The 20,341-nt window shown below is 61.5% G+C and carries 18 protein-coding genes; 12 read left to right on the forward strand and 6 right to left on the reverse strand.

What is annotated here, in order from left to right; genetic code table 11:
- Positions 1–382: 382 nt before the first annotated feature.
- Genes mutS through VGG22_02185 form a run of 6 tightly spaced genes read left to right on the forward strand, consistent with a single transcriptional unit; the run spans position 383 to position 7,682 of the window.
- Positions 383–2,863, forward strand: a complete 2,481-nt coding sequence (mutS, locus tag VGG22_02160) for a DNA mismatch repair protein MutS (protein HEY1727167.1) — start codon at positions 383–385, stop codon at positions 2,861–2,863.
- Positions 2,860–4,533 (forward strand): DNA mismatch repair endonuclease MutL, encoded by a 1,674-nt coding sequence (gene mutL, locus VGG22_02165; protein ID HEY1727168.1) that lies wholly within the window; start codon positions 2,860–2,862, stop codon positions 4,531–4,533. Before mutS ends, mutL begins: the two co-directional genes overlap by 4 nt.
- Positions 4,530–5,432: a tRNA (adenosine(37)-N6)-dimethylallyltransferase MiaA gene (gene miaA, locus VGG22_02170; GenBank protein HEY1727169.1), complete on the forward strand. Its 903-nt coding sequence runs from the start codon at positions 4,530–4,532 to the stop codon at positions 5,430–5,432. The genes mutL and miaA overlap by 4 nt, the downstream gene beginning before the upstream one ends.
- Positions 5,429–5,689, forward strand: a complete 261-nt coding sequence (hfq, locus tag VGG22_02175; GenBank protein HEY1727170.1) for an RNA chaperone Hfq — start codon at positions 5,429–5,431, stop codon at positions 5,687–5,689. The genes miaA and hfq overlap by 4 nt, the downstream gene beginning before the upstream one ends.
- Positions 5,690–5,694: 5 nt before the next feature.
- Positions 5,695–6,474, forward strand: coding sequence for a diaminopimelate epimerase (gene dapF / locus VGG22_02180; protein ID HEY1727171.1), 780 nt, complete (start codon positions 5,695–5,697; stop codon positions 6,472–6,474).
- The gene (locus tag VGG22_02185; GenBank protein ID HEY1727172.1) at positions 6,471–7,682 is read left to right on the forward strand and encodes a radical SAM protein; all 1,212 of its coding nucleotides are present in this window, start codon (positions 6,471–6,473) and stop codon (positions 7,680–7,682) included. Before dapF ends, VGG22_02185 begins: the two co-directional genes overlap by 4 nt.
- On the opposite strand, the gene VGG22_02190 is transcribed toward VGG22_02185, so the two are convergent.
- Together VGG22_02190 and VGG22_02195 are read right to left on the reverse strand one after the other, a co-directional pair.
- The gene (locus tag VGG22_02190) at positions 7,679–8,692 is read right to left on the reverse strand and encodes a hypothetical protein (protein HEY1727173.1); all 1,014 of its coding nucleotides are present in this window, start codon (positions 8,690–8,692) and stop codon (positions 7,679–7,681) included. The two genes, VGG22_02185 and VGG22_02190, sit on opposite strands and share 4 nt — an antisense overlap.
- Before the next feature lie 117 nt (positions 8,693–8,809).
- Positions 8,810–8,932, reverse strand: coding sequence for a hypothetical protein (locus VGG22_02195; protein HEY1727174.1), 123 nt, complete (start codon positions 8,930–8,932; stop codon positions 8,810–8,812).
- Positions 8,933–9,157: 225 nt separating this feature from the next.
- On the opposite strand from VGG22_02195, the gene kdpF reads away from it, so the two are divergent.
- From kdpF to kdpC, 4 genes are read left to right on the forward strand one after another with little or no spacing between them, the layout of a single operon-like run.
- Positions 9,158–9,247, forward strand: a complete 90-nt coding sequence (gene kdpF, locus VGG22_02200) for a K(+)-transporting ATPase subunit F (GenBank protein ID HEY1727175.1) — start codon at positions 9,158–9,160, stop codon at positions 9,245–9,247.
- The gene (kdpA, locus tag VGG22_02205) at positions 9,248–10,945 is read left to right on the forward strand and encodes a potassium-transporting ATPase subunit KdpA (GenBank protein HEY1727176.1); all 1,698 of its coding nucleotides are present in this window, start codon (positions 9,248–9,250) and stop codon (positions 10,943–10,945) included.
- Positions 10,945–13,029, forward strand: coding sequence for a potassium-transporting ATPase subunit KdpB (gene kdpB, locus VGG22_02210; GenBank protein ID HEY1727177.1), 2,085 nt, complete (start codon positions 10,945–10,947; stop codon positions 13,027–13,029). Before kdpA ends, kdpB begins: the two co-directional genes overlap by 1 nt.
- A 2-nt stretch (positions 13,030–13,031) precedes the next feature.
- On the forward strand, positions 13,032–13,649 hold the full coding sequence (gene kdpC / locus VGG22_02215; GenBank protein ID HEY1727178.1) for a potassium-transporting ATPase subunit KdpC: 618 nt from the start codon (positions 13,032–13,034) through the stop codon (positions 13,647–13,649).
- On the opposite strand, the gene VGG22_02220 is transcribed toward kdpC, so the two are convergent.
- Positions 13,639–15,756, reverse strand: a complete 2,118-nt coding sequence (locus tag VGG22_02220) for a hypothetical protein (GenBank protein ID HEY1727179.1) — start codon at positions 15,754–15,756, stop codon at positions 13,639–13,641. The genes kdpC and VGG22_02220 overlap by 11 nt on opposite strands.
- A gap of 54 nt (positions 15,757–15,810) precedes the next feature.
- Between VGG22_02220 and VGG22_02225 the strand changes: the two genes are divergently transcribed.
- Positions 15,811–17,364 carry a GAF domain-containing sensor histidine kinase gene (locus VGG22_02225; protein HEY1727180.1) on the forward strand — a complete coding sequence of 518 codons (1,554 nt, stop codon included), beginning with the start codon at positions 15,811–15,813 and terminating at the stop codon, positions 17,362–17,364.
- The gene (locus VGG22_02230; protein ID HEY1727181.1) at positions 17,361–17,996 is read left to right on the forward strand and encodes a response regulator transcription factor; all 636 of its coding nucleotides are present in this window, start codon (positions 17,361–17,363) and stop codon (positions 17,994–17,996) included. Before VGG22_02225 ends, VGG22_02230 begins: the two co-directional genes overlap by 4 nt.
- Here VGG22_02230 and VGG22_02235 read toward each other — a convergent pair.
- The 3 genes from VGG22_02235 to VGG22_02245 are packed head-to-tail and all read right to left on the reverse strand — an operon-like array spanning position 17,993 to position 20,328.
- On the reverse strand, positions 17,993–18,952 hold the full coding sequence (locus VGG22_02235; protein ID HEY1727182.1) for an ABC transporter substrate-binding protein: 960 nt from the start codon (positions 18,950–18,952) through the stop codon (positions 17,993–17,995). The genes VGG22_02230 and VGG22_02235 overlap by 4 nt on opposite strands.
- Before the next feature lie 12 nt (positions 18,953–18,964).
- Positions 18,965–19,651, reverse strand: coding sequence for an NAD-binding protein (locus VGG22_02240; protein HEY1727183.1), 687 nt, complete (start codon positions 19,649–19,651; stop codon positions 18,965–18,967).
- Complete coding sequence (locus tag VGG22_02245) at positions 19,651–20,328, reverse strand: TrkA family potassium uptake protein (protein ID HEY1727184.1); 678 nt, start codon at positions 20,326–20,328, stop codon at positions 19,651–19,653. Before VGG22_02245 ends, VGG22_02240 begins: the two co-directional genes overlap by 1 nt.
- Between the last annotated feature and the right edge of the window lie 13 nt (positions 20,329–20,341).

A 20,341-nucleotide genomic window follows, 5' to 3' on the forward strand; every position in this document is an offset into this window, starting at 1 on the left:
GTGAGTAAGCCTGTGGGCACGCCAAATAAGTATTGCAAAGCAACTTGCGCGTGATTAAGATGACATTACTTCAAGCAATTGAAGTGCGGCGCGCGTAGCCGTCGTGGGACACCGGCGATGACGATCAACGCTAACGCGGGGATCTGAGCCGCAACCGAGAATCGACGGCCGGCACTGAACTGGGCAACTGGATCAAGTCGGCGAGCAGACTCAAAGCTACGTAGATAGAGCTAGTCGGTACCCCGGCTGGCTCTATCGCTTTTCCTTTGGCGCGTTGTTGCGGGCCGGCTCATTTGTGTTTGAACAAACTTCGCCGTCCCGCGCCTAGCGCAGCATCCAAAGGAGTGAGGAGTATTGCCGCATCCGAGCAAAACCAAGAATCGTGACTCGGTACTCGCCGATGCTCGAGCAGTATTTCGGGATGAAAGCGCGCTATCCCGAAGCGCTGTTGCTCTCACGCGTCGGTGACTTCTACGAATCGTACGGTGCAGATGCGGAGGCGCTCGCTCGTTCGCTTTCGATTGCATTGACGTCGAAGGAAGCCGGAAGCGGCCAACGGATCGCGATGGCGGGCGTGCCGCATCATGCGCTCGATGCGTATCTCGCGAAGCTCGTGATGCAGCGACTCGTCGTTGCACTCGCCGAGCAACTGGAAGTCCCGGTTCCGAACAAGCTGGTGCGGCGGGACGTCGTGCGCGTGGTGACGCCGGGGACGGTCGTCGAGGAACCGCTTCTCAAGAGCAGCGCCGCGAACTATCTGTGTGCGCTCGTCGCAATGGGCGATTCTCTCGGCCTCGCGGGCGCCGATCTGTCGACGGGATACGTTGCAGCCACCGCGTTCTCGGGCGAGCACGCGTTCGAGGACGCGCTTGCCGAGTTGGCGCGCCTTTCGCCGGCCGAGATCGTCGCGGATGTTCCGCCGCAAACGCGCGCTGCACTCGAACTCAATCTCACCGGCGGCGCTCGCATGACCAGCTCGTCACTTGCGTCGGTCAACGGTGTGGCGCATGCCGCCATAGATGGATTCGACGCCGAGGAAAGCGCCGCGATTTACCGCGCGCTCGGCGCCATCCGTACCTTCGTGCGCCGTGTGGGCTTCGAAGGCGAGAGCACGCTGCGCGAACCGGTCTACTATGCGCAACGTACGTTTCTGGCGCTCGATCCTCGCTCGCGCGCGCATCTCGAGCTGACGCACGCGCTCGGACAAAATGAGAAAGCCACGCTGCTCGCGACGATCGACCGCACGCGGACGGCGATGGGCTCGCGGATGCTTGCGCGTTGGCTACTCGCGCCGCTCGTCGATCGCGACGCCATCGAGCGCCGCGCTGATACGGTCGAAGCCTTCGTACGCGATCCTGCCCGGCGTGAATCGCTAGCGACCGTTCTCGACGGCTGTTTCGATCTCGAACGCATCGCGCAGAAGGTGCGCTTGCGCCGCGCGCTGCCGCGCGATCTCGCGTCACTTCGCCGCACGCTCGCCTATCTCGATCCGATTCGCGACGCGCTTGCCGATCCGAGTTTACCGCCGAACCTGCACGCCTGCGCCGAGGCAATCGGCAACTTTGAAGAGCTGGCGCTCGATCTGCAGCGGAGTCTGGTGGAAGATCCGCCGGCGACGCTCGCTGACGGCGGCGTGATTCGGCCCGACAGCGATCCCGATCTCGAAGAAGCGGTGTCGCTGCGGACCGACGGTCGCGCACACATCGCGGCGCTCGAAGAGCGCGAACGTGAACGCACCGGAATTCGTTCGCTCAAAGTCAAGTACGCGAGCGCATTCGGCTACGCAATCGAAATCAGCAAGAATAACCTGGCCGCCGTTCCGGAGAACTACACGCGACGCCAAACGCTGACCAATGGTGAGCGCTTCGTCACGCCGGAGCTCCGCGAGCTCGACTTGGCGATCGCCAATGCGCAGACGCGTCAGCGCCAACGTGAGGCAGAGCTGTTCGAGACGCTCGTCGAGCGGGTTGCCGTTCGCGCGGACGATCTTATGCGCGCGGCCGATGCGCTGGCGGAGATCGACGCAGTTTGCGCGCTCGGGCAAGTCGCGGTTGAGCGCGGCTACGTGCGCCCGCGCTTCGTTGACGGTTCGCATGTCCGGATCGTTGACGGCCGGCATCCGGTCATGGAAGCGATCTTGGGGACGCAGTTTGTTCCGAACGACTTGAACGTCGAGGAAGACCACGCCCGGTTTCTGGTACTCACCGGTCCGAACATGGGTGGCAAGTCGACATTTCTGCGGCAGAGCGCGTTGCTCGTCATCTTGGCGCAAATCGGAGCGTTCGTTCCGGCGCGTTCGATGGAGCTTGGAATCATCGAGCGCATCTTCACGCGAATCGGCGCCGGCGACGATCTTGCATCGGGACAGTCGACCTTTTACGTCGAGATGCTCGAAACAGCGAACATCTTGCGGCGCGCGACGCGACGCAGTTTGCTGCTCATCGATGAGGTCGGCCGAGGGACCGGGACCGTCGACGGCCTCTCGATCGCGCAAGCGATTTGCGAATACTTGCTCGATCAGGAGATGCGCGCGCCGATCGTCTTGTTTGCGACCCATTTCCACGAGCTCGTCGCGCTCGCCGAGCGTTGGCCCCTTGTCGCCAACTATCACATCACTGCGGTGGAGAACACCAAAGACGGTGCGCCGATTTTCTCGCATCGTGTCTTGCCGGGAAGCTCCTCGCGTTCGTTCGGAATCGAAGTGGCGCGGATGGCGGGTTTGCCGCGGAGCGTCGTCGCGCGAGCCAAAGAGATCGCGCAAGCTCTTGAAGAGCGTCCAACGCTCGAAGCACAACGTCCGTTACGCGGCCGTATGAGCAAGCCGCAGATCGAGGAACAGCCGCTGCTCTTTCCGCGTTCGTGATTCAGCTTCTCGATCCGGAAACGATCGGACAGATCGCCGCCGGCGAAGTCGTCGAGCGGCCGATGTCCGTCGTCAAAGAGCTGGTTGAAAACGCGCTCGATGCCGGCGCCCATCGCATAACCGTGCGCATCGCGGGCGGAGGGCTCGATGAGATCGAAGTCATCGACGACGGTGACGGTATCGCTCCGGCCGAGCTCAAGCTTGCGGTTTCGCGTCACGCCACCAGCAAATTGCGTGAAACCAGCGATCTGCAGCGCGTAACCACGCTCGGCTTTCGCGGCGAGGGTTTGGCGAGCATCGCCTCCGTATCGCGCCTCGAGATCGTATCGCGTACGGCGAACTCCGACATCGGCTCGCGGATCGAAGCCTTCGCCGAGCAAACCGGCGACGTCGAGCCGGCTGCCTCCCCGGTTGGAACGCGCGTCACGGCACGCGACTTGTTCGGCAACATCCCCGTGCGGCGCGACTTCTTGCGGTCGGCCAGCGCCGAGTTTTCGCGCATCTCGAATTGGCTGGGGATGATGGCGCTCGCGTATCCGGACACGACGTTTGCGCTCGCGCACGATGGCCGTGACGTGTGGATTCTTCCGTCGGGCGACGTCGTCGAGCAACGGCTCGAGCACGTGTTCGGTAAGAACTTGGCGCACGCACTTATCCCGCTGCATCCACTATCAGGCGCGCACGAGATCGGCGTGAGCGGTTTCGTGAGTGCCCCGGGAACCGATCGCAGCGACCGCCGGATGCAGCATCTCTTCGTCAACGGACGCCTCTTGCGCAGCGGCTTGCTGTCGGGCGTATGGAGTGCGGCGTATGCAACGTTTGCAATGAGCGGGCGGCACCCGTTCGGCGTCTTGTTTCTTGCGCTTCCGCCCGATCACGTCGATCCGAACGTTCACCCCACGAAGACTGACGTGCGCTTGCGCTACGATCGCGCCGTTTTCGAAACGGTTCGTGGAACGCTGACGAATTCGCTGCGCGACAATGCGCGCGAGCGTCTCTCGCACAGCGTCTCGTTTTCGCCGCTGGCGGCCACCGGCGGCGCGAACGGATCGCAGGCCCCGCTGTTCGCTGCAGATCTCGAGGTTGTACCGGAATCGCGGACGCGCGTGCTCGCTCAGCTGGACGCAACGTATATTTTGGCGACAGACGGTAACGCGGTCGTCCTGGTCGACCAGCACGCTGCGCACGAGCGGATCGCTTTTGAGGCGATCGAACGGAACGCGGCTTTAGCGAATCACGCGCAGAGCGAACCGTTGCTCGTGCCCTTCGAGTTTGAGCTCGATGCTGCGCAGAGTCAGGCGCTCGATCCCGCTCTCGAATCTCTAAGGGCAGCCGGGCTTGAAATCGAGCCATTCGGCGAGCGCGTGTATCGTATCACCGCGACGCCCGCCGGGTATCGCTGGACGACCGGTTCGCGCGAATTCGACATCGGCGAATTTCTCCGCGACCTCAGCGATGAAACCGTCGGCATGACCTTTCGCGAGCGCGTGTGGGCGTCGCTTGCTTGTCATTCGGTCGTTCGCGCCCACGAGTTTCTCTCCGACGTCGAGATGCGCGCGCTGCTCGATCAACTTGGAGGATGTCGAAACCCGATGCATTGTCCGCATGGCCGGCCGACGGTCGTGCGACTCGACGCCGAGGCGATCGCAAGGCTCTTCAAGCGTACGTGAGGTCCGGCGTCGTCATTCTTGCTGGGCCGACGGCGTCCGGAAAAACCAACCTTGCAATCACACTCGCGAAAGAGCTTGGCGGTGAGATCGTCGGCGCTGACTCGCGCCAGATTTATCGCGGGATGCCGATCGGTACGGCTGCACCGACCGCGCTGCAGCTGCGAGAAGTGCCACATCATCTGGTGGGCTTTCTGGATCCGCGCGAGCGATATTCGGCCGCGAGGTTCGTGCTCGATGCACTCGGCGCAATCGCCGATATCGACGCCCGCGGAAAACAACCGATCGTCACCGGTGGAACCGGATTCTACATCCGTGCGCTAGCCGGTGACGTTGCCCTTTCCGGCGCACGCGATGAAAGTTTGCGCGCGCGTCTCGCGCGCGAAGCGCTCATCCATCCGGGCGATTTCATGCACGCGTGGCTTAGCGTTCTCGATCATGCGCGCGCGGAAGCGCTCGACGCGGCTGACGGTTATCGCGTTGCGCGCGCCCTTGAAGTAGCGCTGGCCGCGCGATCCGATGCCGGGCCAATCGACGTCGAACGCCGTTCGCTACGTTCGGAGCAAATGCGCTACGTCAAGGTGTATCTCGACGTTCCAATCGCAGAACTCGAAACGCGGATCGAGGCGCGCGTCGATGGGATGTTGGAGCAAGGGTTGATCGTGGAAGCCGAGCGGCTGGGTGACGACGTCGTCGCCGCGAGCGCGGTAGGCTACCCGCAAGCCAATGCATACTTGCGAGGTCAGGCGACGCGAAAGGAGCTGCGTATGCACCTGCTGCGAGCAACGCGCCGGTACGCAAAACGGCAAGAAACGTGGTTTCGCAGCGAGCCGGACGTCGAACGCGTGCGACCCGAGCACGCCAGGGAATTCGTCCTTGCTCGCCTGAAGGCGTGGGCATGAACGCGCGGCCGCAGCCTTTACAAGATGCCTATCTCGGCGAGGTCAAGCGACAAGCCGTTCCGGTTGTCGTGTACTTGATGAACGGCTTTCAGCTACGTGGGGTCGTGAAGGGCTTCGATCCGTTTACGATCGTTTTAGAGTACGAACGGAAGTCGCACCTCATCTATAAGCATGCAGTCTCGACCATTTCACCCGAGGGCCCGTTTGCGAGTCCGGCCTTTTCGGGTGAAGAAGAACGCGCGCGCGCCGGGTCTTAGGGAGCATGAACGTCCATCTGGAGCTCTTACATGGGGCTGAAAACGCCTTTGCGCTCCTCGATGACCGCGAGCCGGGTGAGCGTACGACCCCGGAATACGCCGGGATCGCGCGGGCCGTATTGGATACGGACGGCCTCCTCGTTTTGCTGCCTGCGCAAGCGGGCAGCGTTCGGATGCGGATGTTCAACCCGGACGGCGGTGAGGCTGAAATGTGCGGCAACGGCGTTCGCTGCGTCGCGCGCTATCTTGAAGAACGAAGCGAGGGCGATCGTTTTGTTGTCGAGACCTTAGCCGGTCCGATTGGCGCTCGCGTCGTCGACACCGCTCCTTACGCTGTGGAAACGAAGATGGGCGTACCCGTCGTCGGTGAGGAGAGCGAGCTTGAGGCGGCCGGGCAACGCTGGAAATTCATCAGCATCTCGGTCGGCAATCCACACGCTGTGATTTTCGTCGACGATCTCGATACAGTCGATCTTGCGAGGGTGGGACCTGCGATCGAGACGCATCCGCACTTTCCGGGCGGAACGAACGTGCACTTCGTCAAGGTTGCGGGGCGCTCGAAGTTGCAGGTGCTGCATTGGGAACGTGGCGCAGGCGCGACTCGCGCGTGCGGAACCGGAATCGTCGCGTGCGCGACCGCTGCGGTGCGCGAAGGTTTTGTCGGTGCGCCGGTTACCGTCATCGCGCCGGGCGGTACGCTTCGTGTCGCATGGACATTTGCGGGTGAAGCGATGTTGACGGGGCCGGTCGAGCACACGGGAGCGCGCGATCTCGTCGTAACGTGAGCCTGGGTCTCGCCTACACCGACAAGCGCGGTCGCATCTTTTTCGATTCGGATTCCGAGCCACTCGCCGACGGTGGCATCGTTCGCCGCGCGAAACGCAACGAGTTGTTGCGCGCTCCGGAAGGGACGGTTCCGGTCACATTGCCGGGACGGACTCCGCTCGTTACCGGCGGTAAGGCTGCGCGTCGGACGGCTCTGGGTGCGCTGTTGCCCGCGGGTTATACTCGCTTGCTTTTGCCTGCATACGTTGAAGGAGAGTCGGCACCGCAATTGCCGCTCTTCGGCTACGCATTTGCATGCGTTATCGACGACGAGCTTCATGTTGCGGCTATGCGCACCGACGAAGATGCGAATTGGCGTCCGCGCGCATTCGCCGAAAGCGAACTGGAAACGATCGTCTCCACACGTCTTGCCAGCGATCCGAAGAACCGGATTCTTGCGCAGCTGGGACGCTGCTCGCTCGAATACGGCTGTTTTACCGCTCAAAACGTGTTTCTCGAACAAGGCGAAGCGGCGCTTCCGGTCTCCCCGAAGTGCAACGCACGCTGCGTCGGCTGCATCTCGGAGCTCGACGCCGGTAGCGTAATCGTTGCGCCGCAGGAGCGCATTCGCATCGAGCCTGATGTCGATGCGCTGAGCCGCATCGCACTCGCGCATCTCGAGCGGGTCCCCGACGGAATCGTTTCATTCGGACAAGGTTGCGAGGGCGAGCCGCTTTTACGCAGCACCGCGATCGCGCGAACGATCGAGCACATTCGTGCGCACCGCACGAACGGTACGGTGAATTTGAACACGAACGGAAGCTTGCCGAAGTCGCTAGGGACGCTGATCGATGCCGGCCTGGACGCAGTCCGCGTCAGCTTGAATTCGTTTCGGCCTCCCGTATATGCGGCGTACTATCGGCCGGCCGGATACGCGCTTGACGACGTATTGGAGAGCATCACACTCGCGGTGCGCAAGGGCTTGCGCGTGTCGTTAAATTTGCTGACACACCCCGGCGTGACGGACGAAGCTGCGGAGGTTGCCGCTGCGACGGCGTTCTTACGGCAAACGCGTGTTGCCCTCGTGCAAACACGGACGCTCAACATCGATCCGCATGTCTATTTCTCGCGAGTTGGCCGGCCGCTCGAGCCGATTGGAATGCGCGCTGCCTTAGAAGCTCTCCGTCAAACGGGTGCGGAGCTCGGGAACTTCACGCACACGCACTAGCTCGCGATCTGTACTTGTTCGGTGAGCTTTTCGCGCAGGATCGGTCCAGGCGCCTTCCCACCAGCCGGAGCGATGTCTTCGAGTAAGGCGAGTGCCCGGAGCGCATCCTCGTGGGCTTGTGCTGCGCCAAAAAAATCATTGGACGTGGCGACGTTGCCGAGGGAACGCGCATCACTGAGATCGACCGCAATGCCCGTGAGAGATTCGACTTCGCGTTGGACGTGCAGACGATAGTCGCTCTCGTTTAACCGCTCTGTTTCGATCGCCAGCTCGCATTCAGGAAGTGCGAGGTAGGCCGTTAGTAACCAAAACGCGAGGAAGCCGCGGTACAAAATGTGTGCGGGAGTCGTGCGGACAGCCTTGCGCGAGGGCGCATGCTTCGTGGGTAGGACGAAATCACTCGCACTGATGCGCAGCGCCTTCACGACGAGCGCTACGAGCGGGTGGTCCTTGTGTAACGTCCAGACGCGCATCGGCGCCAAGAGATGATGCGGATTGTCGTCGTCGTTGGAAAGTCTCCAGGCCGACATCCACTGGCTGAACGGATCGCGCATGACGAAGATTTGAGCGGCATCGGGAAAGTTTTTGCGCATCCATCCGACGCGGCCGAGCGCCCGGCAAAATTTCATCACCGGCGTCTTCCCGTTCGTTTGCGCAAGCTGTACGAGCGATTCGAGATAATGGCGCAGCTCGGGATACTCGGTGTCCGGCGCTATGAAAAACGAATCGTAGACGAACTCGCGACGAAACCCGGCGACGCCCGGCGTCCGGCTCGAGAAAAGAGGCGCGAATTCCTCAAAGTAAGGCCGCTGTTCGTCGGGGTGATTCGACGTCGGCGTTGCTGCCGGCCGCATCGAGCCCAGTGTCCGCAGGGTAAGCGTCGCGAGCGATTCGTTGAGCGGTTCGTAGAGGCCGAGCACTTCGTCTCTACGCCGAAATGCGGACCATAACCACGTGCCTGCCGTTCGCCAACCAGCGTGCAGAAAAACCGGACGCGCCGTGTCGTGCATCGCTAAACTATTTGGGAGCGAGCTGGGAAAAAGCTGGGAACTTTCTCTCGCATCACGACTCTGAAAACGATACGTGCCGCTGGTTGAGAAATTGTTAAGACGCGCGCTTGCTCTTCGTCAGTGCGGCGGCGCGGTGTGCGCGAAATAGAGATATGTAACGATCAGCAAAGCGGTCAAAGCGAAGACGAGAATGACGACACCCATCGAGACTCGTTCTTCCGCCGAGCGTTTCCTCGACATCGGAGACATGGCTCTTCATCTATAACCGCGCCGCCGGCTAAGGGACAGCCTCCATTCGGTCGATCCGATTGGACAGTCCGTTCGGACAGTCCGTACGGATGTTGTGGTACGCATGCGCGCATCCTACGCTGGTGCCATGTGGCAACTGCAAATCGGCGCGCTCGTTCTCAGCGCCGTGCTATTTTTTCTCGCCGACCGCTACATCGGCGGTTGCGAGCGCATCCAATGACGATCGATTATATGGCCGGCCTCGTGCTTTCGGCGGCCGCCTTTGTTTATTTGATCTACGCGATGCTCCGTCCGGAGCGGTTTTAGATGTCGATCATCGGGTGGTTGCAGTTCGCACTGCTGTTCATCGCGGTTCTCATCTGCGTAAAACCGGTGGGGATATATCTCTACCGTGTCTTCGAAGGTGAGCGCACGTTCCTCTCACCGGTGCTGGAGCCCATCGAACGCGCGACGTACGCGGCGTGTCGCGTCGACTATTCGCGCGAGATGCGTTGGACGACGTATGCGTTCGCCTTTTTCGCGTTCCAGTTGGTCGGCTTCGCCTGGCTCTATGCGATTCTGCTGACGCAGCAGTGGCTGCCGTTCAATCCGCAACATTTCTCGAATCTCTCGCCCGATCTGGCGTTCAACACGGCGATCAGTTTCGTCACGAACACGAACTGGCAGTTCTATTCCGGCGAAAGCACGCTGAGCTATTTCTCGCAAATGGCAGGCCTAGCGTGGCACATGTTCACGTCCTCGGCCTCTGGCATCGCGGTCGCCATCGTCTTGATCCGCGGCATCGTGCGCACCGATCGGCAAACGCTTGGCAATTACTGGGTAGACATGACGCGCACGATCCTCTACGTGCTCGCTCCGCTCGCGTTCGTTGGTGCGCTCGTCCTTTTGTGGCAGGGCGTTCCGCAGAACTTCTCGCCGTACACCGACACCGTCTCGGTTGAGGGCGCCAAAGTTTCGATACCACAAGGCCCGATGGCGTCGATGGAAAGCATCAAGGAGCTCGGCAACAACGGCGGCGGCTTCGTCAATGCAAACTCGTCCTCACCCGACGAGAATCCCAATCCGTTTACGGACTGGCTCGAGCTCTTTTTCGAGCTGTTGATACCGGCCGCACTCACCTACATGTTTGGGCGTTACGCGCGCGATCAGCGACAAGGCTGGGTGCTCTTCGGCGCAATGTCGACGCTGTACATCCTCGGATTCTGGGCATGCTACTACTTCCAGTCGCAGCCGAACGCGTTAATGGCCGCGCACGGAATCTTCAAGAGCTTCGAGGGGCTGGAGACGCGATTCGGTATCGCGGCTTCGGCGATGTTCGCGGTCACGACGACCGCAACGTCAAGCGGCGCCGTCAACTCGATGCACGATTCGTTCCTGCCGATGGCCGGCGCGATTCCGCTGATCAACATTCAGACCGGCGAAGTCATCTTCGGTGGCGTCGGAGCCGGCATGTACGGCATGTTGGAGTTCGTGATTTTCACGGTCTTCATCGCCGGATTGATGGTCGGACGCACGCCGGAATATCTCGGAAAGAAGATCGAACGCCGGCAAGTCGTGATGGCTTCGCTCGCCATTCTTTCGATCGCATTCTTCACGCTCGGTCCGGCGGCCGTCGCGGTCGTCGTTCCAGCCGGTCTTGCTGCGATGAATAACGCCGGGCCGCACGGTTTCAGCGAGATCTTGTATATGACGACCTCGATGACCGGTAACAACGGCAGCGCTTTTGCCGGGATCAGCGGGAACACGTTCACGGAGATGATCGGCGGCGTTACGCTCTTCGGCGGACGCTACGCAGAGATCATCCCGGTGCTCGGCCTCGCGGGATCCCTCGCCGGCAAGCGCGCCGTTCCGGTATCGTCCGGAACGTTCAAGACGACGACGCCGTTGTTCGTGTTTCTCTTGATCGGCGTCGTTCTCGTTGTGGGACTGTTGACGTTCCTACCCGCTGACGCGCTCGGCCCATTCGTCGAGCACCTGCTGCTCAACCAAGGAAAGACGTACTAATGATCTCGCAAGCACGGATCGAACGCCGGCCCAGAGCGCGCTCGCTGTTCGACCCCGAGATTCTCGTCCCGGCAATCGGTGCGTCGTTCAAAAAACTGGACCCACGTTGGCAAGTGCGCAACCCGGTTATGTTCATCTGCGAGGTCGGCGCGCTCGTCACTTCAATCCTGTTCTTCCGCGACTGGGCGACGCATGTCTCGACGCCGACGAGCGGCGCGGGCTTCGACTTCGCAATCTCGATCTGGCTCTGGTTCACTGTCCTCTTCGCGAATTTCGCGGAAGCGGTTGCCGAAGGACGCGGGAAAGCCCAAGCCGAGTTCTTGCGCCGGACGAAATCCGACACGCAGGCTCGCAAGCTCGTCCGCGACGGCGAGTACGCGACGATTCCTTCGTCCCATCTTCGCAAAGGTGACGTGATCCGAGTCGAAACCGGCGAGATCATCGCCGGCGACGGTGACGTGGTTCAAGGCGCGGCTAGTGTCGACGAGTCGGCAATCACGGGCGAATCCGCACCGGTAATTCGCGAAGGCGGCGGTGATCGCAGCTCGGTTACCGGCGGCACACGCGTTCTCTCGGACTGGATCATGGTCCGTATCAGCGCGAATCCGGGCGAGACGTTCCTCGATCGTATGATCAATTTGGTCGAAGGCGCCCAGCGTCAGAAAACGCCCAACGAGATCGCACTATCGATCCTGCTCTCGGGCATGACGATCATTTTCTTGATTGCGGTCGCTACGCTGGCGCCGTTCTCGATCTATGCCGGAACCGTGCAATCGATCACGGTGCTGATCGCGCTGCTCGTCTGTCTGATTCCGACCACGATCGGAGGACTGCTTTCTGCAATCGGCATCGCCGGTATGGATCGCGTCATGCAGCGCAACGTCCTCGCGATGAGCGGCCGCGCGGTTGAAGCCGCCGGTGACGTGGACACGTTGCTGCTCGATAAGACCGGCACGATCACACTCGGCAATCGTCAGGCTTCCGAAATCATTCCCGTAAGCGGTGTGACGCTCGAGCGGGCCGCTCGCGCGGCGTATCTGTCGTCGCTTGCCGACGAGACGCCCGAAGGACGCTCGATAGTGATGCTTACCGAGCGAATGGGGACGCCGAACGGCGGTGCACCGATCGGTTCGACCTTTGTGCCGTTCAGCGCGTACACGCGCATGAGCGGCCTCGATGTACAGACGAACGGCTCCGTTCACGCGATCCGTAAGGGCGCGGCCGACGCGGTCGTCGCGTTCGTCCGCTCGCAAGGTGGTAAGGTCGACGAGACGCAGTTCACCGTGGACGTCGAGCGAATCGCGCGCGCCGGCGGCACGCCGCTGCTCTTGGCCGAAGGCGGGAACCTCCTCGGGATCATCCATCTCAAAGACATCCTCAAGCCGAACATCAAGCAGCGCTTCGATCGATTGCGTTCAATGGGAATTCGCACCATTATGATCACCGGCGACAATCCGCTGACCGCTGCGGCGATCGCGAAAGAATCGGGCGTCGACGACTTCTTGGCGCAGGCCACGCCGGAAACGAAGATGGAGTTGATTCGGCGCGAGCAAGGGTCTGGACGACTCGTCGCGATGACCGGCGATGGAACGAACGATGCGCCTGCGCTCGCGCAAGCCGACGTCGGCGTTGCGATGAACTCGGGGACCCAAGCCGCCAAAGAAGCGGCGAACATGGTCGATCTCGATTCAGACCCGACCAAGCTTATCGACATCGTTGAGATCGGCAAACAGCTGCTGATGACGCGTGGTGCGCTGACGACGTTCTCGATATCAAACGACGTCGCGAAGTACTTTGCGATCCTGCCCGCGATGTTTGCGACGGCGTACCCCGCGATGAACGTCTTCAACATCATGCGGCTGCATTCTCCAGCAAGCGCCGTGCTGTCGGCAATAATCTTCAATGCCCTGATCATCATTGCGCTCATTCCGCTTGCGCTGCGCGGCGTGGCCTACCGTCCACGCGGCGCGGATGCCGTATTGCGTGAAAATGTTCTCATCTATGGCATCGGTGGGATCATCGTGCCGTTCGTGTTCATCAAGCTGATCGACGTGGTTCTCGTCGGTCTCCATCTCGCAGGTTAATCATGAAAGCGACGACCGAAACCAAGCAAAGTACGCTCTCGCATCTCGTCCCGGCCGTGACCTTTACGGCCATCACGATCGTTATTTTCGGCGTAATTTATCCGGCGATCGTATGGCTGATCGGAACCTTCGCCTTCCCGTATCAGACATACGGATCGCTCGTCAAGGACGACAAAGGAACGATCGTCGGATCATCGCTGCTCGGACAACTCTTCACGAAGCCGCAATACTTCCAAGGCCGTCCGTCCGCAGCCGGTAAGAACGGCTACGACCCGACGCAGACGGGCGGCACGAACCTGGCGCCGACGTCGAAGAAGCTAATCGATTCGGTTACGGCCGCCGTTGCCGCATTGAAAAAAGCCAATCCGAATGCGACTGGCGACATTCCGCCCGAGCTCGTTACCTCGAGCGCAAGCGGAGTCGATCCGGATATTTCACCCGAGGGGGCATATTACCAAATCCCGCGCGTCGCGAAAGCGCGCGGCGTCTCGCAAGATGCGATTCGCGCAATCGTCGACGCTCATATCGAAGGGCGAACCTTCGGAATCTTGGGTGATCCCCGTGTCAACGTTCTCGAGCTCAATCGCGCTTTGGATGCGACGTCGGCACCTAAGTCTTAGCCGGTTCGAACGGCGCAGGCGAGAAGAGCACGACGTCACCGGCACCGGCGTCGAGGACGCGCCGGGCAAACGCCGGCGCCTGCCAAAAGCGCTTCTTCCCGCGAGCCCCCTCAATCACGATAGCGGCATCCGCAATTTGCCGTGAGACGCGCACGAGCGCAGCAGCCGGATTAGGATCGACTTCGAGAAGCCACTGCGCGCCTGCACTCTTCGCTGCGGCCCGCAGAGATTGAATCTCGGCCAAAGTTGCGGCTTCCTGATTCGGTGCGACGTGCACGACGGTCAGCTCCACGTCGAGACGCGATGCGAAACGAGCCGTCCACCGGATGAGCTCGATATCGCGTTCGCGCGCTCGCACGCCGAGCACGATGTGCGCGAAGGGTGCGGGTAAGCGCGTCGTTTGTCGCGCACGAATCGTCTCGCGAATCGCGAGCTCGCGCAGCGCCGTCAAGTTTTCGAGCGTGAAGAAGTTCGAGAGCGCGCGGTCGATGCGCTCGGCGGGATAGATCTTTCCGGTACGCAGCCGTTCGCGCAAAACCTCCGGCGTTGCATCGATAAGAACGACGTCATCGGCAAGCTCGAGAATTCCATCGGGAAGCATTTCCCGGACCTGCGTTCCGGTCAGGCGTAGGACGGCGTCCGAGAGCCCTTCCAAATGCTGCACGTTGAGCGTGGTGATAATGGAGATTCCGGAACGCACGATCGAGAGCACTTCTTGATAGCGCTTGGGGTAGTCGCTTCCGGCAGCGTTCGTGTGCGCGAGCTCATCGATCAGCGCGACTTGAGGCCGGCGCATCATGAGCGCCTCCCGGTCGAGCTCGCCATTTTTGCGCGGAAGCACTTCGAGTCCGTCGAGCATCCGCATCGTACCCGGACGATTGTGGGTTTCGACCAGCGCTGCGACGACGTCAACGCCGGCGGTCTTCATTTGATGCGCGCGATCCAGCATCGCGTAGGTTTTCCCGCACCCCGCCGAAGCGCCGAGGTAGACCGTGAAACGGCCGTAGCCGATGCGCAGACGATCGCCCGCGGTCTGCGCGTACGGATGACGTGCGCGAATCTCCGTGCCCGTTCCGTAAACGTGCAACGCGCTCGGATCCGCAATGTAAACGTGACGGTCGATGCTGCTGGACGCAATGGTTTTCGCCGCTTCGCCGCTCGGTATCGCAACGATCGTTGCGCCCGCATTCGTCCAATCGGGCAAACCATGCGCCTGCGGAAGCGATGGGATCACGCGCGCATTGGCGGCGCGCGCCGCTTTCTCGACCCGCTCTCCATTTTCGACCGTGCGCGCGACTTCGAACGAAAGATCGGTGGCATCGGCGAGTGCGGCGCACTTGCGCAAGAAGACCGCGGAATCTTCGAGCCCCATTGGAATTGCGAGAAGCGCGGAGACCTTTACCGGACGCAAAACCGGATCGGTAAGCTCGTCGAGCGTTCGAAGCATCAGCTCACGCAAGATCTGCAGCGTTTGCGGTTTGAAGCTACCGGCGAGGGCCCGTTCGACGTCGTCGCGCGGGACGATTTTCCCCGAACGCAGGCGTGCTTCGATCAGGTCGGGCGGAGCATCGAGCGCAACGACTTGGTCGGCGGCCTGTAGGAATGAGAGCGGGACGATTTCGCGGATCGGAAAGCCGATCGCGCGTTCGGCAACCGGCGCGACGGTTTCGATATGTTGCACGTTGAGCGCGCCGATGACGCTGATGCCTGCCTCGCGCAACGCAAGCGCATCTTGCCAGCGCTTCGCGTTGCGTCCGCCGGGAATATTCGAGTGCGCAAGCTCGTCGAGGACGATCGTCGTCGGATGCGCGGCCAAGGCTGCCTCGAGATCGAAATCCTCGAACGTCGAACCGGCCGTTTCGATCGTTCGCGGCGGAATGATTCGCAGTCCGTCTAGGATCGGCTCGAGATCTGCGCGGCCCTTGAGATCGACCCATCCGACCGCAACGTCGATCCCGCTGTGCTGGAGTGCACGGGCTTCCTCGAGGAGCCGGCGCGTCTTTCCGGCGCCGGGCGCGCTTGCGAGATATACGGTAAGCCGTGCTCCGAGACCGAGCTCGCGTAACAGCTCCTCCGCGCGCGGTCGTGCATCGGCATCGCGGTCCATCAAGAGGCCGCTTCGCGGAAGCGCTGCGAGCCTCCGCCGCCGAAGGCGAGACTCATGAATCCGCGGCTACTGACGACGCTGTGCATCACGGGCCTAATTGCGGCGTTCGCGATCGATCTCTTTACGCCGCAGTTATTCATTTCTGCGATCCTACTCGACGTCCCGATCGTGCTGAGCGCTTTTGCGGGCAATCGCCGTCTTACGGGCGCACTCGTCGTCGCCGGACTTATCGCAAATTTGGTCGCGGGTTATATCAACGGTCTGCAAGCCGGAGGCGTCTGGGATCCGGTCGCACTCGGAAACCGTGCGCTCGCAGCGCTCTCGATCATTCTCGTCGGCTGGCTTGGCCTTGCATTGCAGCGAGGCGCCGAACAGCAAGGCGTGGCCATCGCAATTGCGAAGGCGGTGCGCCGCGAGCGCGATCTGCGCGAAGCTTCCGAGAACATCCGCAATTCGCTCAGCGAAGAGCTGGTCGAACGCGCGATCACGCGTGAAGCCATGTGGCTCGTCTCGGCGACGCGTGTCTCGCTGTATCGCGCAACGACGACCGGGAGCGCGACGCGCTTCGAGGCGAGCAAAAATAGCAAAGAGGTCGTGGAAGTAACTGAAGCGCCGCGCCCTGAGATTCAATCCGTCCTGGCTCGAGCGCTCGAAGCGCAAGAGCCGTCGCTGCTTTCGCGTGAGGACGCAATGGGCCGGCTCGTTCTCGACTCGCTGGAGATCGATTCTGCCGTTGTCGTCCCGCTTATCGATGGCGGAATGCGCTACGGAACGTTGTTGCTGTCGCTAGACCGTCCGACGACGGAAGAAGATTTGCTGAGCTTACGCGCTTTCGCCGAGGCCGCCGTCATCGCACTCGGCCAGTCGCGCCTCTTTGACGAGCTTGCGAAGAAGAACGACGAACTCGCGCAACGCAGCGAAGTCATTCGGGATATCGTCTACGCCCTTTCACACGATCTGCGTACTCCGCTTGCGGCTGCCGGGTTGACGTTGCGCCAAGCGCGTGAAGGGGCCTACGGCCCGATGCCGGAGCGCTACCGTGAAATCCTCGATCGAAGCGTCTCGGCGAACGACGAGCTGCAGCGCCTCGCGGAGACACTGCTGTTGGTTGCGCAGTATGAATCGGGTGACCGCACGGCCGAGCATCGCACCATCGACTTGGATCGTTTGGTCCGCGACGTCGCTGCGCAGCTGCAGCCGCTCGCCGATTCGAAGAAACTCTCGGTGGACGTTATGACGGTCGATGCTGCCGTGAGCGGAGACTCGGGAGAACTCCGGCGCGCGCTTGTAAATCTGTTCGCAAATGCCGTGAATTGGTCGAAGGACGGCGGCCGAGTCGCAATTCAAATGCGTTCCGAAGGCCGCATGGTCAGGGTTAGCGTTGCCGACGAAGGCTTCGGCGTTCCCGACGAGATTCGCGACACATTGTTCATGCGCGTCGCGGGCGCACACGCGCGTGGCGGCGGTACGGGCCTCGGACTTTACATCGTCCGGCGTATCGCGGAAGAGCACGGCGGCAGAGTGCGCTACGAGCCGAATGTCCCGCAAGGAAGCGTTTTCACCCTTGAGTTGCCCCGGATTGCAGTCTCGACACCGGTGGCGCCGTGATTCGCGTTGGAATCGTCGAGGATCACGCTCTTACAAGAGCCGGTATAAAGACGGCGCTCGCCAGTCAAGACGACGTCGAAGTCGTCGCGGAAGCGGGCGACGGAAAGTCCGGTTTTGCCGAGATCGTGCGCACGGCGCCCGACGTCGCCGTGCTTGACATCGGTTTGCCGGGGATGGACGGTATCGAGCTGACGCGGCGCTTGCGAGCGCAGACGAGCGGCATGAGGATTGTGATCCTCACCATGCACGACCTGGATAGCGAGATTCTGGCTGCGCTCGCTGCCGGTGCGGATGCGTACGTCGTGAAAGGCTCGGATCCGTCGAATCTGCTGACAGCGGTGCACGTCGTCGCTGACGGCGGCGCCTATTTCGATCCGCAGATTGCGCATGTGGTGCTGCGGCATTTCGGCTCACCCTCGCCGGTCCCGCCGCCGATCGATAGCCCGCTCACGCCGCGCGAACTGGAGATATTGCGTCTCGTTGCGGACGGGGTGGGTAACGCGGAAATCGGTCAGCGACTCTTTCTCGGCCTCGGGACGGTCAAAGGCCATATCCGCGACATTCTCGAGAAGCTGAGCGCGTCCGATCGAACGCAAGCGGCCGTTACCGCACTGCGCCGAGGGTTGATCTAACTCGCTCCGCTGTTGGCGTATCCCAGCGAAATTTGCGCGAATGACGATGGCGCATTTTTTATCACGCCGAGTTTGGCTAGGAACGCCGCCACTTGCAAGACACCATGCGGTGGGATCGTGAACAGCGTATTCGCAAGGTCGCGCATCAAAGGCGCAACGTCCTCGATTTGTGCCTTGCCGCCGGTTGAGTCGACGTACATCTTTGCGGCATCATCAGTGTGCGTTTGCATGAATTTTACCGTCTCCACGTACTCTTTGAAGTAGGCATCCATGAAGCCCGGGTATTGTTGAGCGAAGGTTGTCGTCGTAGCGCTTACCGTCGTGCTGATGCCGCCGGGAAAGCCGTCATTCGTGCGCATGATGACGTGTCCGCCGCGTTTGACTTCGTCTTGCGCAAAGGGCGGCGTCGCAATATGCGCGACGACCTGGTGGTTCAGCAGCGCCTGCTCGGCGAGCGGATGCGGCATGGCGACCATCCCGACGTCGAGATAGTTCGCTGGCAGACCCAAACGGACGAGCGCGGCGCGAATGACCATCGAATTGATGGCGTCGGGTGACGGCGTTGCGATCTTGTCGCCGGGCTTGAGATCCCTGAGCGACTTGACGTTCGCATCTAACGTGACGAGCCAAAAATCGAAGTTGTTGGCGTCGCACAAAATCTTCCACGGGATGCCGCGGTCCCAACCGATCAGGAACGGCGCGGTCCCGACGACGCCGATTTGAATCGTGTTCGAAATGATGCCGTCACGGATCGTGTCGCCGTTCGAAAGCTCGCGCCACGTGAGTTGCGTGTTCGGAAATTGCGCGGCTAGTCGCCCGCGCTTCTGCATGACGATGAACGCGGCATACCCCATGCCCGGCTGGTACGCAGTCGCCACGCTCGCCGGCGCAGCCGGTGGCGCCGCTGCGACGAGCGTCGCCGCACTGCCCGAAAGAAAACCGCCCCTCGTTATCATGGGCGGCGCTTCCTAGACGGCGGCGCCCGTTCCTCGGAGAACGTCGCGAACTTGGTCGCGGACCGAGCTCTTGATCATCATGACGACGTCATCGCCGGCCGAAAGACGCGTGTCCCCCGTCGGGATCGTCACCTCGCCGTCACGGCTCTCGACGGCGACGACGATGGCGCTCCGCGGGAAACCGAGATCGGCGATCCGCTTGCCGTCGGCGTTCGTTCCGGCCTCGACGGACATCTTGACCAACTGTACGTCGCCGTTGCGCAGCCGCAAGAGCGGACGGCACTCCGAGATGTTTACTTCGTCTTCAACCATGCGCAGGATCAGCTCGGTCGACGAGATGACCGAGATCGGATTTCCGTCCTTGCCGATCGAGTCGAAAATCGCTTTGTTGCGCGGATTGTTGACGCGCGCGATGCAGCGTGCTTTTGAATTCTTCTGTGCGATAAGGCTGACGACAAGATTATCTTCGTCATCGCCCGTATCTGCAACCACGACGTCGGCTCGCGATACGCCGGCTTGCGTGAGCACGACCGGGTCGCAGCCGTCGCCGACGATCGCGACGTCTTGTTCGAGAAGGTTCGTCATGAACTGTGCTTTGCGCGCATCCTTTTCGATGACGACGACCTCGTGGTTTTCCGTCAACAGGTCGCGCGCCAGATACGTTCCGACTTTTCCGCCGCCGACGATCAGAATGAACATCAGGCGCCCACCTTCTCGGGAACGATCAAGCTCGTGTCGGCGAACAGCTTCGTAAACTGATCGAGCGCTTCGGGAGCGAGGATCACGTTCAGCTCGTCTCCACGTGCGAGAACATCATTTGGTGATGCGACGCGGACGACGCCGTTCGTGCGAATCGCGGCGACGCGAATCGAGCCGTCGCGTTCGATCTCGCTTACGCGCCGATTTGCGACCGCGTCGGTAACCGCGCAGCGCAGCGAGCTGAGTTTCCCGAAATCGAACGCTGCCGATACTTGGGGAGGCGCGATCAGGATGTCGCGAATGAGCTGCGCGCCGACTGTCGTCGGGCATACGGTCTCGATGCCGAGCTCGCGGTACATTTTTCCGCGCGGCGGATCGTAGATACGCGCCACGACCTTCTTGATGTTGAAGAGCCGCTGTGCGATTAGCGCTGCCATGACGTTGCGGTTGTCGCCGTTGGTAGTCGACGCAAACCCATCAGCCGACTCGCCGCCGGCGCGCCGGATCACTTCCGCGTCGATTCCCGTACCGAGCTCGACTTGTCCGGTAAAACGGCTGCCCAACCGCTTGAATGCGGCCGGATTCTCGTCGACGACGGTCACCTCGTGACCCTCCTCGACCAGCAGCTTCGCCAGCATCGACCCCACTCGGCCGCAGCCGACGATAATGTACTTCATTGGAGAACAGGCA

This window comes from Candidatus Baltobacteraceae bacterium, from assembly GCA_036489885.1.
Lineage (GTDB): Bacteria > Vulcanimicrobiota > Vulcanimicrobiia > Vulcanimicrobiales > Vulcanimicrobiaceae > JAFAMS01.

What these genes read in the sequence shown, in the direction of transcription:
- hfq (HEY1727170.1), top strand. Translation starts at nt 5,429, where the DNA reads ATGAACGCGCGGCCGCAGCCTTTACAAGATGCCTATCTCGGCGAGGTC.
- dapF (HEY1727171.1), top strand. Translation starts at nt 5,695, where the DNA reads ATGAACGTCCATCTGGAGCTCTTACATGGGGCTGAAAACGCCTTTGCG.
- VGG22_02190 (HEY1727173.1), bottom strand. Translation starts at nt 8,692, where the DNA reads ATGCACGACACGGCGCGTCCGGTTTTTCTGCACGCTGGTTGGCGAACG.
- VGG22_02195 (HEY1727174.1), bottom strand. Translation starts at nt 8,932, where the DNA reads ATGTCGAGGAAACGCTCGGCGGAAGAACGAGTCTCGATGGGTGTCGTC.
- kdpF (HEY1727175.1), top strand. Translation starts at nt 9,158, where the DNA reads ATGACGATCGATTATATGGCCGGCCTCGTGCTTTCGGCGGCCGCCTTT.
- kdpA (HEY1727176.1), top strand. Translation starts at nt 9,248, where the DNA reads ATGTCGATCATCGGGTGGTTGCAGTTCGCACTGCTGTTCATCGCGGTT.
- kdpB (HEY1727177.1), top strand. Translation starts at nt 10,945, where the DNA reads ATGATCTCGCAAGCACGGATCGAACGCCGGCCCAGAGCGCGCTCGCTG.
- kdpC (HEY1727178.1), top strand. Translation starts at nt 13,032, where the DNA reads ATGAAAGCGACGACCGAAACCAAGCAAAGTACGCTCTCGCATCTCGTC.
- VGG22_02220 (HEY1727179.1), bottom strand. Translation starts at nt 15,756, where the DNA reads ATGGACCGCGATGCCGATGCACGACCGCGCGCGGAGGAGCTGTTACGC.
- VGG22_02225 (HEY1727180.1), top strand. Translation starts at nt 15,811, where the DNA reads ATGAATCCGCGGCTACTGACGACGCTGTGCATCACGGGCCTAATTGCG.
- VGG22_02235 (HEY1727182.1), bottom strand. Translation starts at nt 18,952, where the DNA reads ATGATAACGAGGGGCGGTTTTCTTTCGGGCAGTGCGGCGACGCTCGTC.
- VGG22_02240 (HEY1727183.1), bottom strand. Translation starts at nt 19,651, where the DNA reads ATGTTCATTCTGATCGTCGGCGGCGGAAAAGTCGGAACGTATCTGGCG.
- VGG22_02245 (HEY1727184.1), bottom strand. Translation starts at nt 20,328, where the DNA reads ATGAAGTACATTATCGTCGGCTGCGGCCGAGTGGGGTCGATGCTGGCG.